This window comes from Methylotenera versatilis 7 (genome assembly GCF_000799165.1).
Lineage (GTDB): Bacteria > Pseudomonadota > Gammaproteobacteria > Burkholderiales > Methylophilaceae > Methylotenera_A > Methylotenera_A versatilis_A.
In genome coordinates, this window is the sequence record NZ_JUGF01000001.1 from 614,130 (window position 1) to 630,245 (window position 16,116).

At 41.8% G+C, this 16,116-nt stretch carries 9 protein-coding genes; all 9 read right to left on the reverse strand.

What is annotated here, in order from left to right; all coding sequences use genetic code 11:
* Positions 1-146: 146 nt before the first annotated feature.
* The 9 genes from K370_RS02745 to K370_RS02795 all read right to left on the reverse strand — a co-directional run bounded on the left by K370_RS02745 (position 147) and on the right by K370_RS02795 (position 16,107).
* A complete protein-coding gene (locus tag K370_RS02745) occupies positions 147-2,459 on the reverse strand; it encodes a calcium-binding protein (protein WP_047537953.1) in 2,313 nt (770 codons plus the stop codon).
* Between the two features lie 105 nt (positions 2,460-2,564).
* Entirely contained in the window at positions 2,565-3,593 is a 1,029-nt protein-coding gene (locus K370_RS02750) for a hypothetical protein (protein ID WP_047537956.1), read from the reverse strand.
* A 142-nt stretch (positions 3,594-3,735) separates the two neighbouring features.
* Positions 3,736-4,755 (reverse strand): hypothetical protein, encoded by a 1,020-nt coding sequence (locus tag K370_RS02755; protein ID WP_047537958.1) that lies wholly within the window; start codon positions 4,753-4,755, stop codon positions 3,736-3,738.
* Positions 4,756-4,909: 154 nt separating this feature from the next.
* The gene (locus K370_RS02760) at positions 4,910-8,509 is read right to left on the reverse strand and encodes an autotransporter outer membrane beta-barrel domain-containing protein (protein WP_047537961.1); all 3,600 of its coding nucleotides are present in this window, start codon (positions 8,507-8,509) and stop codon (positions 4,910-4,912) included.
* Positions 8,509-12,654, reverse strand: a complete 4,146-nt coding sequence (locus tag K370_RS02765; protein ID WP_047537964.1) for a TonB-dependent receptor domain-containing protein — start codon at positions 12,652-12,654, stop codon at positions 8,509-8,511. Before K370_RS02765 ends, K370_RS02760 begins: the two co-directional genes overlap by 1 nt.
* A gap of 465 nt (positions 12,655-13,119) precedes the next feature.
* On the reverse strand, positions 13,120-14,064 hold the full coding sequence (locus tag K370_RS02775) for a FecR domain-containing protein (RefSeq protein ID WP_047537972.1): 945 nt from the start codon (positions 14,062-14,064) through the stop codon (positions 13,120-13,122).
* Between the two features lie 41 nt (positions 14,065-14,105).
* Positions 14,106-14,606 (reverse strand): sigma-70 family RNA polymerase sigma factor, encoded by a 501-nt coding sequence (locus tag K370_RS02780; protein WP_052185149.1) that lies wholly within the window; start codon positions 14,604-14,606, stop codon positions 14,106-14,108.
* A 276-nt stretch (positions 14,607-14,882) separates the two neighbouring features.
* The gene (locus tag K370_RS02785) at positions 14,883-15,380 is read right to left on the reverse strand and encodes a hypothetical protein (protein ID WP_047537979.1); all 498 of its coding nucleotides are present in this window, start codon (positions 15,378-15,380) and stop codon (positions 14,883-14,885) included.
* A gap of 481 nt (positions 15,381-15,861) precedes the next feature.
* Positions 15,862-16,107 (reverse strand): CsbD family protein, encoded by a 246-nt coding sequence (locus K370_RS02795; RefSeq protein ID WP_047537985.1) that lies wholly within the window; start codon positions 16,105-16,107, stop codon positions 15,862-15,864.
* Positions 16,108-16,116 lie beyond the last annotated feature (9 nt).

Consider the following 16,116-nt stretch of genomic DNA (forward strand, 5'->3'; position numbering starts at 1 on the left):
GTGTTAACCAGTGCTTGGGCTTAGCGTTGCATTAAGTCAGGGTTTAATCGGCGTCTATTTAAACAAACCTGCCTAGGCAAAATGTTTAAATAAAAGCAATTTAAATAAAAAGCGAGTGGATTAAACCCCACTCGCTTTTTATTGCATTAAACCACTACGATATCGCTTGCTGTAAAGGTGGTCACACCCAACAACTGCGCAATATTCACAGCCGCACCTGCGCCATTACCATCCGCATCATAACTAAGCATTTTTGTTGTGGTGTTAAACAAAATATAGTCATTTGCATCTAGCGCCGTTGCACCAGCACCTACCACTAAGTTTGCACCTGAGAAACCAGCCAATAGTGCCGCAAACTGATCAGTATGCAACTCAATTTTGTCGGTACCATGTAAGAAGTCAGTAATGGTATCAACGCCAGTTAAATTAAACGCTGTATCAGTATAAGTTTGCACAGTGGTAGATGAACCAGTGATGATTTGCTCATGCACTTTACCAAATACAAACTTATCAGCACCGCCGCCGCCAGTTAACGTATCATTACCACCATTGCCAACAAAAACATCAGCTTTAGTCGTACCAATAAATGTCTGGTTATCTGCATTACCTTCAAAACGTAGGCCATTTTTTGTCACGCCAGAAGCATCAATCACCACATTATTGATTGTTCCGCCGTTGTTACCCAATGTATTTGAAAGGTTTGAAACAGAACTATTTGCCCGATGGTAGTAATGATCATTCAACATTTGCAGCGCAGTGTCTTCAACATTCAAGCGACCTACTGTACCGCCAACCTGCACCACTTCCATTGACTTAAAGTTAGCATCGTTAAGCACAACTGTACCGTTAGTTTGGTTGTTAGCACCAATGCCCGTAGTAACACGCAATGTATCGATACCCGCACCACCAACGATTAAGTCATGGTTAGCGCCAGTTGCAATCCACTCTTTGTTACCATCATCCGCTTTAGATGTTGTGCCTTGCACACCACTACCAAAGCCGCCGATGATGAAAATATCATTACCATCTTCACCATACAACTTATCGGCACCACCGTGACCAATCAACACATCGTTACCGCCACCGCCGTAATAAGTGTCATCACCTAAACGCATCGTTGCATAGTCCACACCATCGCTGCCATACACCGTTTCACTGGCACCTGCAGATTCATTGGCACCATCAATACGTGTATAGCTACCAGCCTCACCTTCACTTGCATCGTAAATCATGTCTACATTGTGGAAAAGATTGGCGACTGAGTAGTCGTCAAACTGTAAGGATGCCGCTTCATACTCCACTTCAGTAGCACCAACGATGCTAGCATCTGGTTCAAACTCTACCTCTTCAAACTCCAACTCAATCGTAACAGTTTCTTTGGGGCCGCCGGCAACACCATAAATGTGTGTACCAGGGTTCAAGAAGCCAAGACTTAATGATTCACCATTAGCCTCAAGCTGTTCCGCAGACAGCGTGATATTGACACCACTGGCAAGCTCAATACGCTCAATACCCCTAAAAACAAGCGATTCTCCGAATTCGCCACTTTCTGTAAATTGAAGAGTATCTACCGCATTGTATCCAGCAATCGTAGTGGCAAAAGTGCTGATAGCACTAGAGCCGGGGCGAGTAACAATATTCAGGCGAACATCCGTTTCAATTTCCTGAGATTGTTCAACATCTTCGATTTCAACTGTTTCATTAGTAACGGTGTCAAATACAACTAGCTCTTCTTCCTCTTCACCGCCCTCCTCTTCTTCTTCACCTTCAAGCTCTGAAACATTGATATATCTAGCAATCTCACCTGTATTATCTAAGCCTGAGACACCGCCTGAAATAAAAGTTATGCCTTCAAACTCATCACCAATTATAAAGCTATCATTACCGCTTCCACCGAGTAATACATCATTAGAAGTCACTAAAAATAGGTTGCCATTAACAGATTCATCTCCAGCTGTACTGCCACCGCCATCAATAAAATCTGCACCATCACCACCATACAATATATCGTCCCCATCACCAGCGTAGATACTATCGTCCCCAGCATCACCGCTGATGATGTCGTTACCACTACCAGCGTAAATGGTATCAACGCCATTACCACCTGATACAATGTTGTTGCCATCACCTGCAAAGATAAAATCATCTCCATCACCACCCGAGATTAAATCATTGCCAGAACCAGCTGAGATAGAGTCGTTACCGGCACCACCATCGATAATGTTATTACCAATATCCGTTACACCATCACCAGTTGAAATAAAATCATCGCCATCACCACCTGATAGATAGTCATTACCCAGTCCGCCGACAAGATAATCATTGCCGCCTTTACCAAAAATAATATCGTTACCCGCACCGCCGTCAATTATGTTATCTAGCGTATTACCCTCGACATAATCATCACTTGATGTACCTGTATAGTCAGTTTCTGTAGCATTAAATATTTTTATAGCCATTTTATTACTCCTGATAGATTAAATTATCTAATTGCACCAATTTATTAACATTTATAAAATAAGCCCAAGTAAGAAATTTGCTTACTTAGGCATTTAAATTACAAATTAAAATGGCACTACCGGCGTTGGTAAAACCGCAGCCCCTGTATTAGCCGGGGTATATCCAGTTAGACCAAACTCTCTGAAACCATTAACTCCACCACCAGAAGCCGGTTCTTGATAAGATTGGCGTACACGTACTGCATTTGCGCTAGAGACCAAAGTTCCAGTTGCAGCACAAGTGCTATGTACATATAACCAAGGTGAACTAGCAGTGCTCGTTCCGTCATCGTCTAATGCATTAACATCTAGTGTGAAATTCACCCAGTTATCATCTAAAGAAGCTGATTGCTCACCAGCTGTTGGAGTACCACCAGGTGCAGCATTAAGACCGTTAATAGATAACGTAAATGCAGGGGTAGTCAATGGTAATGCTACATATCCAGTGTTGGGACCAGCTGACCATAATGGAGTCGCTCTATGTTGCACTGCAGTAAAAGTTAGTCCTGCACGATAAACCTTGCTAGCTGAGGCTATATGCCTCCAATACCCAGCATCTACTGCGCGACCAGTAAATCCACCAAGGGCAATATCGTTAAATTCCATAGTTTGAGTACCTGCTACTCCAGCCAAATAATCATTTAATGTATTAACAATTTGGAAACCATATACACACTCCCCCAAAGAAGCATTACGCCAGACACGACTAGTATAGTTAGCTACAGTTACGCCATTTTCAGTAATGCTGCCAGTAGTAGAGGCTGTTTGACCAGCACCACCCCAGCCTGCTGCATTGTAGGGAGATGGTGGTAATGACGCGTTGCCACCAGTTGGTCCCGCAGTATCACCAAGATTTGCATCTGTGTTGTTTTGTACAAAAGGCTGAAAGGCGCCTGAACCAAAGTTTTCATAAGGCCAAAAGATTTTATAGGCGGTAGTGCCCAGAGGCTGCGCAACAGCTGGATTGGTAGGAGCGGTGGCCGTAGTAGCCGTGCCGGCAGCAGGTAAATCAACAAATGGTGCAACAGCTAAAGCATGCACAGACGCAAAACCTAATGTACTCAATACTGCAAGTTTAATTAATGAATTTTTCATCTTCTTCTCCATAAGAGTTAAAATATGCAGGCATTTGTGGCTGCCTGCGTCACCAATTCTCCTCAATCTTTGATTAGCGCCTTGTAAGTACTAAATAGATTTAGGTTGAATTCTTTTATTGGGCAGTTGCAAATGCCATTGTTTAATAAGGATTAACTGGTGCAGGCAACACAGCAGCACCATTGTTGGCTGGCGTATATCCTGTTACACCAAACTCCCTGAAGCCATCCACTGCACCACCTTGATAAGACTGACGCACACGTACAGCGTTTGGGCTAGAAACTAACGCACCGGTAGGCGCACAAGAGCTATGTACATACAACCAAGGTGAGCTTGATCTATGGAAGCCTTCATCGTGATATGCAAAAATATCCAGTGTGAAATTTACCCAGTTATCATTTAAAGATGCTGATTGCTGAGCTACTGTGGGGGATCCACCAGAAGTTGTATTAATGCCATTTATCGATAATGAAAATGCAGGTGTAGTCAATGGCAAAGCTACATATCCATTATTCGGCCCTGCTGACCATAGTGGAGTGGCTCTATGTTGCACTGCAGTATAAGTTAGCCCAGCACGATATACTGGACTGACTCCTGCGATCGCATGTCTCCAATATGCAGCATCTACTGTACGACCTGAAAATCCTCCAAGAGCAATATCGTTAAATTTAATGAATTGATTACCGGGCACTCCAGGCAAATAATCATTTAACACATTAACGATTTGGAAACCATATACGCACTGACCTAAAGAAGCATTACGCCAGACACGGCTAGTGTAGTTAGCGACAATTACGCCATTTTCAGTAATACTGCCAGCGGTAGAGGCAGTATTACTTGCACCACCCCAGCCTGCAGTGTTATAGGGCGATGGTGATAAGGTTGCATTACCACCCGTTGGGCCAGCAGTATCACCAAGACTTGCATCTGTATTATTTTGAACAAAAGGCTGATAGATGCCAGATCCAAAGTTTTCATAGCGCCAAAATATTTTATAAGCAGTAGTCCCTAAAGGTTGTGCTACAGCTGGGAACGTAGGTGCTGTAGACGATGTTGCAGTTCCAGAAGCGGGCAAATCAACGAAAGGCGCGAGTGCATATGTGTGCATCGACATTAAAGCCAGCGCACCAATTACCGCAGCTTTTATTAATGAACTTCTCATTTTTATTCTCCACTAAACTTAAATAAGCAGGTAATTTTTGGCTGCCTGCGTCGCCAATTTACCTCAGTCTTTATTAGTACTTGCAAGTGCTAAACTAGATTTCGGTTAATTTTTTACTGCACTTATAAATACCGCAATATTTTCTGATGCTTTATTAATTAATGGCCATGCTGTCTTCTCTTACAATAAGCCAGCGGCCATTTCTATTTTCTAAATCCACAATCTTTCTTACCGCGTCCTGTTTGGTATCAACCGTTATAGTTTGTGTAAACATTGCTAATGCGCGGTTGCCATCTGGCTTGATACTTAAGTAAGAAATATTGATAGCAGAACTGGTATCTTTGCTAATTTCGGCCTTGCGTTTACCCTCCCATTGCTGACGGCTGCTGCCGTCTGGTGCAGTAAAATCTGCAGCGTAGCTATTAAAGTAAATATCAAGATTTTTATTCGTTAAGGCAGTTGCCCAGGTTTTAATTGTGCTATCAATGGCCTGTTGATTAGCATCTAGCGTATTGCTTTCCTGATTAAACTCGGCTTCGGCTTGCATGGCTTGATTGATTGCTACGATATCTTTTTCTGATGCGCCCACTTTTTGCTCTGGTGCTTTTTTGGCCGCATTTTTAGCCAGTTTAGCTTTCGCATCTTTAATGTATCTCGGTGCCTGGTCAAAGTCGTAACGAACATTTAAAGTCATGGTTTGACCTAGATATTTGTCGCGTAGCTCTGCATCATAGCTGGTGAGCAAGGTGAGTTGGTCATTTTCATCATCGCCAGTCAAGCGCACGCTTCCACCTAAAAGCAAGCTATTACGATCAGGGTTTAAGCCAGGACTGATAAAGCGCGTGCCACCAAATACAAATCGTGCACTGCTGTCTTGTGCAACATCACCAAACTCATGACGGTATAATCCGTGTAGTTCTAACTCAGCAGCCCAATCTTTTTCTTGCAGGCTATAGATAACCTTGCCACCTAAACCACCACGGATAGAATCGAAACTGCGACTATTTATCTGCAAATTAATCGGCGAATCTGCCTGTGTAAATACAGGCAGACCATTTTGAATCAGTTGTACAGGTGGGGAAGAGCCTGGTACTGTAGCAATTCTAGAGTCCCTACCTTTTTCGGTATACCCGCTCTCTTTTAAACGCATGTAATCTAACGATACAACAGGCACAAAGCTTAGATTATCGTCCAGCAATATCGGCATACCTGCATCTACCCTACCGGATAACTGCCAACTATCATGCTGACCAATTGCGGTGTATTGCAATAAATTACGGCTGGTTTCATAGGTATTGCGGCCTATACCCAACATACCGTTAACATACCAGTCATCCATGGCCCAGCTGCCATAGGTGGCAACTAAATAACTGTTGATATCGTTACGGTTGTTAGCGGTATAACCTGTGTTGGATACATTGCCACGTGTAAACGCTGCTGCAAAACCCAGTCTCTGGTTGCCGGCATCATCCATGGATTTATCTGCGCCAAAGGCAAAACCAGCAGCAGAGCTGGTGTAGCCATCCACACCTTTTAAACGCTCTTGCAGGCCACGGTCACCAAAACCCTGCATCCAAACAGCTTTGCCTTGAATGGCATTGTTTCCAATCCCATTCACATCACCATTGGCAGCTACATTTGCTGGCTCAGGTCTTGTGGGCAAATAATTGCTTAGCATGCGCGTTTCTAAAATATTGAATACTTTATCCGTATTGCCTTGCACCATACGGAAAGCGCCATCGTTGATTTCAGGGCGCAGACGTTCTGCGGTACCAATTAAATTATTGCCTTTTACTCGTAACAACTCAGTTTGCAACTCAACAGGCAATACTGCATTACCTGTGTAATTAAAGACAGCATCCAGCGCATTACTGGCCGCTTGTGTCACCTGCCCTTTTAAAAAGCTGGGGATACCAATTGTGGCGGTCAGCAATAAATTATCTCCCACCAGACTAGGCAGGAATTGTAAAAAGCCTGGTGATTGCACGATAGGAATTCCAGAAACATTGGTGGCAGCGACAAAACTGAAACCTTTATCAATTTTTTCATCAAAAAATGCAGAAGGTATCAAAATGGAAGCCGGGTCAAAGGTGGTGACACCAGTAGCATTTAATTGGCCTTGTTGAAGATTACTCACAGTCATAAATAAAGCGGAACCCGCTTCCATATTGGCATTACCATCAACATTCAAGGTTGCGCGGCCTAAATTAAGTTTGCCTTGATTGATTAAGTTTCCAGTAATTGAGCCAATACTATCTGTACTCGCTGGAGATATTGTGCCTGTCCAATTAGCTCCAGAACCAATGATGACGCGACTTGCAGTCAGCACTCCATTTAGTTGAGAATTTCTTGTTCCTAAGCTTCCATCTGTATTGATGAAAGTCCCTTCTTGACCACTTAATAAGTTTATATCTCCAGTCACACTAAAGTTACCGTTTAATTGCGTGGGTGTACCCGTTACGTTCATTGTAGTAAATCCACTCACACTGCCAAAGCTCGGGCAAGGGGTCATAGTAGAGCATGCAGAGTCCACATTTAAATTAAGTACATTATTGCCAAGACCGTTGGCTGTAATACTGCCATTTATAGCTTTACTCACATTTACCGTGTTTACAGCACCTGCAACATCGTTAATCGTGACAGGGTTAAATATAGAATCTGTATTGAGTGTAAATGTGCGATCACCATGCACAAGATATAGTGTGGTGGAAATACCTCCGCTGACATTGGTCACCGCACTATCGGTTTGGTCAACGTTAATAGCACCTAATATAAGACCATTAGCAGTTACAGGATGATTAATGACATGATTACCAGAGCCTAAATAAGCGTTAGTAAATGTGCCATTGATAATACTGTTTCTAGGCCCTACATCGTCTTGCGTGAAAGCAACTGCTAAGCCAGATAAAGCTTGTGCTTCTGTTAATAATATGTTGCGATCTACCACATATAAATCACCGGCATTAGCATTAAATACCGTAGTGCCTGCCGTCACATTGGTGGCATATTGCGTACCATCTTGCACAAGCGGAGCTGTAAAACCGCCTCCACCAAAGCTAACTACTTTACTAATATATGATGGCACTACGCCAACACCATTTCTAACAGTCTCAAATTCTCCATTCACGGTTAGTAAGGCAGCATTTGTATAAATCCCTGCAGTTAAATCTCCAAAGCCTGTGATTTGTCCAGAAGTAGGCTGAAAGAAATTAGGCTCAAGGAATGGATTTAGCCCAACAAAATTATTAATTGTGAGGGATGATGTGTTAGCGCCAGCAGTAATGGCAGCGGCATAGCCCACCTCTATCCCATTATTAAATAATTTTCGCGTGGCTTCATCGTAGGTCCAACCTGCTGGGTCGAATACGCGAGTAAAATTGAAGTTAGAATCAAATGTTGATAAATCGATAATCCCTCTGTTATTGATAACAGCCGCTTGATTGCCAGTTATGTTAACCGCACTGGTCGCACCTACTGTAGTAGCCGTGTTACGGATCACCGCACCAAAATCTGGAGGGTTTAAATTTGGGTCAACCGTAGTATTATTTAATGTGGCTGTGCCAGCACTTGTATCTAAAATCACTTCACCAATAATGGTGGTATCAATATTATCTGACACGCCAGAACAAGTGTAAGTACCATTACCATTATCTACGCAAGCAGCATAAATTGAGTGACTATTTGTCATGCTGGCCAAAGCCAACAGCACATTCACAAATAAAGTATTTCTGTTAAATTTGTTTGGAGTATTCATTATTTCACCTCCTGATTGCTGGCAGTGTTGAGTCTGCTTGCTTTTGGTTTGGTTTGACTTAGAGACGAGGCATCAGGTAACTTAGCTTTTGCACTAGAGTTGGCTTCAATTTGTTTCGTCGCCAGCGCATGTTCCTGTGTAATTTTCCATTGCCCACCTTTTAATTCAAAGGTAAGGACTTTACGCACGCTTTCTATTTGCTCACCTCGGCTCAATGTTTGGTTAAACACTGCAACCATTCGCTTGCCTTCAGGCATTACCACTACATCATTTAATTGAGTATTTGTTGTAGCTTCTGTGAGGAATGCTAATTTTGTGGTTTCCACCCAATCTGCCCGATTAACGCCAACAGGCGTAAAGTCTGAGGTATATGATGCTATATAAGAGTCTGCCTTATTATTCACTTGCGCTTTGCGCCAAGCTTCTACGCTATTAGTAACTTCTTGCTCTGCAACTTGCGTCGATATTTGGGTGCGATTAATTACAGGTAGTGCCTTAATTTTATCCAGTTGTTGTGCTAGAGCCACCTCTTCTGCATTCGGTATATTAGTTGGCGTTTCTAAATCAGATAAATTAGGTTCAGTTACTAGTGCACTGTTTGGCAACGCTTTTTTAGAAGCATCAAAATCATAAGCTACTGATAGCCAAATGCCGCGTGGTGCACCGGCCGAAATAAATTGCGATGGGATCCATTCACTAGAGTTGTAATTAAAGCCACCAGGGCCAATTGCGCCGAATGTAGATGGTGCAATTGGATTAATGCCTAAGCGCCCTGCGGTGTAGTATTGCTTATCAAGCAAATTATTAATACGTGCATTGAGCGCCCAGCCTTTACCCATATTGTAACGACTGCTTAAATTGACTACGGCATACCCTGGTGCAGTACCATCGTATTGATTATCTGGTAATTTAACTTGAGCACCACCCGCACCACTTACAGTAACAACTCTGCCTTGACTTGGTGTGTGTGCATTGTTTTCGTTGCCGCGTAAAAATGAGCCGCTATGCGCCACCACGCCTAGATTCACTTTAAAATCTCGCGTTACTTTATAGCCCCAATTAAAGTTAAGGTTATTAAACGGTATGCCAGGCAATACATTGCCAGGTTTTACTTCAATCATATTGTAATTGGGTGAGCCAGGATCAAGCGTACGTGAACTATTGTTGGGGCTTATGGTTTGAAACTTTGATTGAAAAGTAGCATCTGTCAGCGAATAGTTGATGCGGAAATCTGATTTACCGTATTCGCCAGCGATACCAAACTCTAAACCTTGGCGCCGCGTATCGCCAATGCTTTGAAAAAAGTTAAGCTCGGGTGTAAGCGATGTCATATAAATGTCATCACGTAAATCGGTACGATACGCGCTAATATTCCATTCCATAAAGTCACCAAATTTGCCACGCGCACCGATTTCCATTGTTTGCGCTTTAACCTGTGGCAAATAGGGATCGCCAGATAGAGCACTGGGGAGGGAGCAACCTCTGTTTTCTAAAATACTGCGTGGTTTAAAAGGAGGCTGTGGAGTACCATCAGGGGCGATAACGGAAGGCACCAGAGTGCCATCATAAGCACAACCCAGCTCAATTACAGATGGAACACGAGTGCCTTGATTCCAATTAGCATATAAATTTAAATTAGGTTTGGCTTGCCAAGTGGCACCAAAAGCAGGGTTAAGTGAGTGATACGAAAACTTTTCGATCGCCGGCACGTCTAGTAGCCCAGCTACCCTTGCTTTCTCGATATCTGTCAGATTTAAGTTTGCGACAGTTTCCTGTCTATAAGCTAATGCATCTATTGGCTTGGTACTGTCGTATGTACAACCAGCAGTGGTACAGGTTTGATAAAATAGCACTTTGTTTAATAATTTATTTAGACCACTTTCTGAGATTTTAGGGGCAAGTTTATTCTTAATATCGGTGTAGTTATAACGAGCAGATGCAGATAAATTCAGCGTCTGGGTTGGGCTCCAGGTTTCACTGGCATAAATACTTTTGGTCATTGATGTGCCTTTAAATTTATTGATTGGCACATCATGATTTCTCGCATAAAACTCTTCGCCTATCTGATCAGGCGCGCTATATACGTTACGATTATTATCCAATAAACCATAGCTCTGCGAACCATCATAGCTAGCCTTCGCTTGGTCTATTGCAGCACCCACCATCGCTTTATGCTGGTCTAAATTAAAGTTGAGCTGAACCGTAGCGCCTTTGGTGGTTTGCTGAATATCAGATTCAGTGATCACCGCAGTGGGTGTGCCTTCGATTACACCCGTTCCTCCATCAAAAAAACCATTACGACTTTTGCCAGTACTGGGTAGACCAAAATCATTAGCTACCAGTTGACCCGTCACTTGGCTTATTCCGCCTGTAGTAGGACATCTTGTTGCATTAGTAGCTGGTGCAGCAAAAATATAGAAGCGATTACCTCCGTCAACATAGCTTGCAGGTTGTCCATTACCCGGTGAAACTCCTTTTACAAAATCCAAAGTTGTGGCAGAAAAGGATAGGCTTGGTACATCAATGGAATTGGAAAACGACCCTGCACCTGGGGATGAGAATTTACGTTGTAACTCTTGCTGCAATTCGATTGGGATTGGTGCGTTTTTTATGAATCCCAAAGGCGGGGTATAAGTGTTATTGTTAAGCCCATCAAACACTGTAGAAGAAAAGTCATTATAAGTGGCTTCATCTGCCACGTAATAATCTGGGAAACCTTTAGCGTTACTATCCAGCAGATTGCAGGTGAAATCTTCCCCAGGCAATGCCTTACGGGTCTGTTCAGCTCTATAAGGCCCATCAAAGTTGGAATTTTCAAACTCTTCTCGCGGAATGATGTCTCCTGTACTTGACCGACGATTACTTTGGCGGTGATAGACCATCCCGGTGACGTTAACGGTATCATTGACATCAAACGCACCTGCAATCTGAAATTGTATTAACTTATTTTTAGTGACGTCTGGCGATGTGAATACCGCGCTCGGGTCTTCACGGTAAAGCTCTTGCGGCACGGTACCGTTACCAGTTAGTTTGTTTACAACACCCAAGGTGGAGAATGCCAGCGATGCACGCTCGCCCTGCCACTCTAATTTACCAAAGGCTTGATTCACTTTACTGGGTGAATTGTCACGCCAGCCATCCTCCATAAATACATTAATCGCACCAAATGCTGCGTAATCACCTGCTGTATCCCAACTACCTTCTTCTTTAATGGCGTTATTCCAGCCACCTGAAGCTTGTAACTGTTTACGGCCAAATGAACCTGTTAGCACTTCAGCAGAAACACCCGCATCAGTAAAGCCGCTTTTGGTTTTCATGGTGAGTGCGCCACCCAGAGTGTTTAATCCGTATAAGGGGTTTGAACCAGGAATTAAATCAAAACCGCCTAGCGCGTTCATTGGAATCATGTCCCAATTCACCACATCACCAAATGGTTCATTGACACGGATACCGTCAAAGAAAACTGACAATCCTTGTGGTGAACCTATCTGTGGGCTGGCGGTAAAGCCGCGATAGGTGACATCCATTTGAAATGGATTACCTTGATAGTCGTTTACATTGACCGATTGCAATTTGGAGTTTAATAAATCAGCCAAACTAAGCGAATGCGCTTCTTTGATTTCTTTGGCAGTAATGGATTGAATATTGCCGGCAATTTGCTCTTTAGTGAGATCAAGCCCAGGCATTGGCCCGACTTGTTTAAAACGTTTAGCCCGCACCTTTACTTCTTTCAACTCTACATTTGTAGAAGTGCTATCGCTGACTTTAACTGCAGGTGCTTTTCTGAGTTCTAGTTCGCCTTTTTTATTGTTAATGATTTCAAGCCCAGAATCTTTAAGTAGTGTAGTAAAACCATCTTTAACCGTATATTGGCCCTTTAAGCCTTGTGTCGTTTTGTTGTGAGTTAATTCGGAATCGAATGAAAGCAGTACACCAGCGGTAGCTGAATATTCAGACAGTGCTTTTGTTAAATCACCCGCTGGGATATTAAATGATTGTGGCGGGATGGTTTTGACAAGCTCAGCCGCATAGCTATGGGATGCCTGTGCCATCATAAGCATGATGGATAAACTTATAATGTTTTGTGATTTTTTTGCAAAATCACGTGTACCAAATCTAAATGTTTGGTTTACCAATCTAGCCACACACTTCTCCCATTAAACAAACTTTAAGTAATTAGGTTTTATGCTAGATACGCCAAACGAGAATTGAAAAGGTATAAAGATTTTTATAATTATTTTGAATATTTTGATAAAAATGAGTAATTAAAGGAAAGCTCCTCCTAAAAACGGCTATGTGATTCACATTGCATATATCAACCAAAAACATCACGCTTGGGGTTTTACTTGCACATCGATGATGGTCGTGTTGATTTGGAGTTACTCGTGTGTGGTAATGCACGTCACCGCGCGATTGCACCGCAATAATTTAAAAATGCACGGACGGTTTATGAAGATGCCATGATTGCCGCCACTGCGCTAAAGCATAAGCTCACAGTGGTAACAAAAAATGTGAAAGATTTTGAGCGTTTCAACGTCGCCATTTTTAATCCACTCAATGATTGACGCTTTTATTTAAAATTAATCGCCCAAATTACATTCTTAAAAACCTTAAACAGGCTTGAAAGTAATCCAGTATTTGCTCACAGCGTGAATACGCAGTGGGTGGGTATGTTGAAGGCTTGAGAATATCGCATTCATATCATTAAGAGGAAACGAGCCAGATATCAGGATATTGCTGATAACGGGATCGCAACGCAGGTAGCCAGTGTAATAGCGATCTAATTCAATTAAAAATTCATTTAGCGGCATATCAACAACGCTTAAGATGCCTTTAATCCATAAATCCGTACCGAATTTCAGTGGCTTGATTTCAGGTGAAATTTGGTCGTTAAAAATAGTGGTATGGTTTTCATATAGCTTTTGTTTAAAGCCACTATTCGCAAAAGTTTTGATGGAAACAGCATCTTTATAAACATTAACTGAAACGTAATCATTGTGCTGTCTTACACTGAATCTTGTACCAAGTGCCGTGATGATTCCGTATTTGGTATACACTCTAAAAGGAATTGAAGCGCCCTTTCCATGCCCGGTTTCAATTAAAACCTCGCCTTTAATCAACTTAATCGTTCGGTTTTTATCATCATATTGTTGATCAATTGCCGTATCGCTATTTAATACCAGCATCGTATCGTCTGATAAGCGTAGCGTTTTGGTCTCGCCTTGGTGCGTGGTGTAATCTGCCAGCATGGTTTGCCAGGGCTTTTCATGATAAGCAATCAAGCCTGTGCCAGTTGCCACTGCAACAATGCCGAGATTTTTTAATAGCTGCCTTTTTGATAAAGAAAATGTCTCGCGCTTAAGCAAAACCTCTTTGCTGATCACAGGCTCTAAACCTTCAAATGGTTTATTCACCTGTAGAATACGGTTCCAGGCACTCAGGTTACGGCTTGAGGCATTTTTCCAACGATCAAAAGCAATACGATCATCTTCGCTGCAATCTGCTTCGTTTATTCTTATATACCATTCAGAGGCAATTGTGATTGGGTCGGACATAGTCATCTATTACAAATAAAATATTTAAAAAATAATCGCATTCATCGCTCGGTTGCGCAATGCACCAAAGCTTTTGCAATATATTTCTTAATGGATATAACACTCATTCCCATTTCTTCGGCTATCTCAGGGTATGTAAGTCCATCCAGCTTATGCATTAAAAATGCCTTACGAACCTTACTTGGCAATCCATCCAGCATTTGATCAATCGTGACCAACTTTTCTAAATTGATTAGATACGATTCCGTGCATGGAAATAGTTTTTCTTGCGATTCACCAAAATTGATCATGGCTGCGATATAGGCGGCCTCCATATCGCGGCGGCGCAAAAAGTTAACCATCAGTCCATGTGCTATTTTTGTTAAGTAAGCACGCGGTTCAACAATCTGTTCCGTTTCGACCTTAGATAGCAACCGCATGAACGTATCTTGCGTTAAATCAGCCGCATCAAAAGTAGAGCCTACTTTTTTTGACAACCATTTATGGAGCCAAAAATTATGCTCGACATAAAACTCTCCGACCAAAGCACTTTGCATCATCATATTTTTATCCTTAAACACCGCCAGATGGTTAGCAATATTTAAGAGCGAAATACGTGCCTAAAAACGCAAAATACTTAAGCCATTGTTTTACTTGGTTAAATCAACATAACTTATTTTTAACGGATTATAAATTGGCTGAAAACAACCAATTTTAAACATTTTTGGCTGTATAAAACCACCAACTATTAAAAGAAAAGGCCACTTGCAAACAAGTGGCCTTTTCTTTTAATGCGCCGATGAACTTAAAGACGCAACTCTGAATATTTCAGATAGATTTCAGTATTTCAAATGTAGTTTTTTTACAATTTGACGAATTTCATTTGCGCGGTTTAATGGTACTGAAACAATCATTAATACCGCGCCTTCATCAATACGTTTTTTAAACTGATTTAAATCCGTATTGAATAAGTTAACGCCTAACAAAGCAGCACCAAAAGCGGCGGCAGCGGCGCCCATTAAACTGGTGCTGATCAAAATAGTTAACGGGCTCGCGTTGGTGAACCAAGCCGGTGATTCGGTGACCCATAGCGGAAAATACAATACATATAAACCGCCTAATAAGCCGATACCTGCGCCCATCAAAATGCCTCTAAATCCTTCATGCACGGCATTGGTTGCTTCTATAATACTTGCATGATGCAGCTTGCCTAAATCGACACCTGGCTTAGCTAAGAAACATACGTTTTTGTCTTCAATTCGCGCCAGAAGCATCGCATCGCCCGCTTCATGAGCGGCTTTAACGTTTGGCAGCAAAAATTTTAATTTAAGGTTCATTTTATTTTTACCTCCTTAAAATAGAAACAAGTAATAAGTATGCTCTTTTTTAAAGTAAATTTCCCAACATTGATTTAGGTGTTAATTTAGGTGTTATGTGAATATACGCTTTGTCGATTTTATGTTTTTGGGGCTGGCAAAAATCTGATGATCGATGATATGACTATTTTTTGGGTCAGGCCTATTCTTAAGCACATTGTTATGCCTGAAATTCTTGTCACCAACGACGAATTTAGACGAAACTATTAGAGGTTCTCTAATTGGGTAATTGATAGATTTACAGGTTAATGCTTTGTTTTTATGTAAGAATTTATGCTGTTCCTGCGATATATTTTCTGCTGATAAACTACAACAAACAATCATTCCCGCTAGAAACAATGTTGATTGATTACAGTATTTTTTGAATTTTTTAGTCATGGCATTTTGTTAATCAGATCGCTTAGTGTCATTTACCTATCGCTGCCTTATATGTTTACAAATGTTATCTGATAGAAAATGGTTTTGATTCATAAAAATGCCCATCTATATTAATCTGAACACTTTGCCAAGCGGAAAGCTGGCTCCCAGCTTCCTCTTTACTCATACCATAGACTGTTTGTATTGTTCTAACCAAGTAATCTCGCCTACCCGCTACCAAATCCAATTGGCTATCGCTGATTTTGCTCCAATGTTGTTTGATATTTCCTTTGAATTCAGCCCAATTGCTTTCAATTACATCCCAATCCATTAATAATTC

Excerpts from the sequence above, each read along its gene's own strand:
- K370_RS02745 (WP_047537953.1), bottom strand. The coding sequence starts at position 2,459 with ATGGCTATAAAAATATTTAATGCTACAGAAACTGACTATACAGGTACA.
- K370_RS02755 (WP_047537958.1), bottom strand. The coding sequence starts at position 4,755 with ATGAGAAGTTCATTAATAAAAGCTGCGGTAATTGGTGCGCTGGCTTTA.
- K370_RS02780 (WP_052185149.1), bottom strand. The coding sequence starts at position 14,606 with ATGATGATGCAAAGTGCTTTGGTCGGAGAGTTTTATGTCGAGCATAAT.
- K370_RS02795 (WP_047537985.1), bottom strand. The coding sequence starts at position 16,107 with ATGGATTGGGATGTAATTGAAAGCAATTGGGCTGAATTCAAAGGAAAT.
- K370_RS02750 (WP_047537956.1), bottom strand. The coding sequence starts at position 3,593 with ATGAAAAATTCATTAATTAAACTTGCAGTATTGAGTACATTAGGTTTT.
- K370_RS02775 (WP_047537972.1), bottom strand. The coding sequence starts at position 14,064 with ATGTCCGACCCAATCACAATTGCCTCTGAATGGTATATAAGAATAAAC.
- K370_RS02785 (WP_047537979.1), bottom strand. The coding sequence starts at position 15,380 with ATGAACCTTAAATTAAAATTTTTGCTGCCAAACGTTAAAGCCGCTCAT.
- K370_RS02760 (WP_047537961.1), bottom strand. The coding sequence starts at position 8,509 with ATGAATACTCCAAACAAATTTAACAGAAATACTTTATTTGTGAATGTG.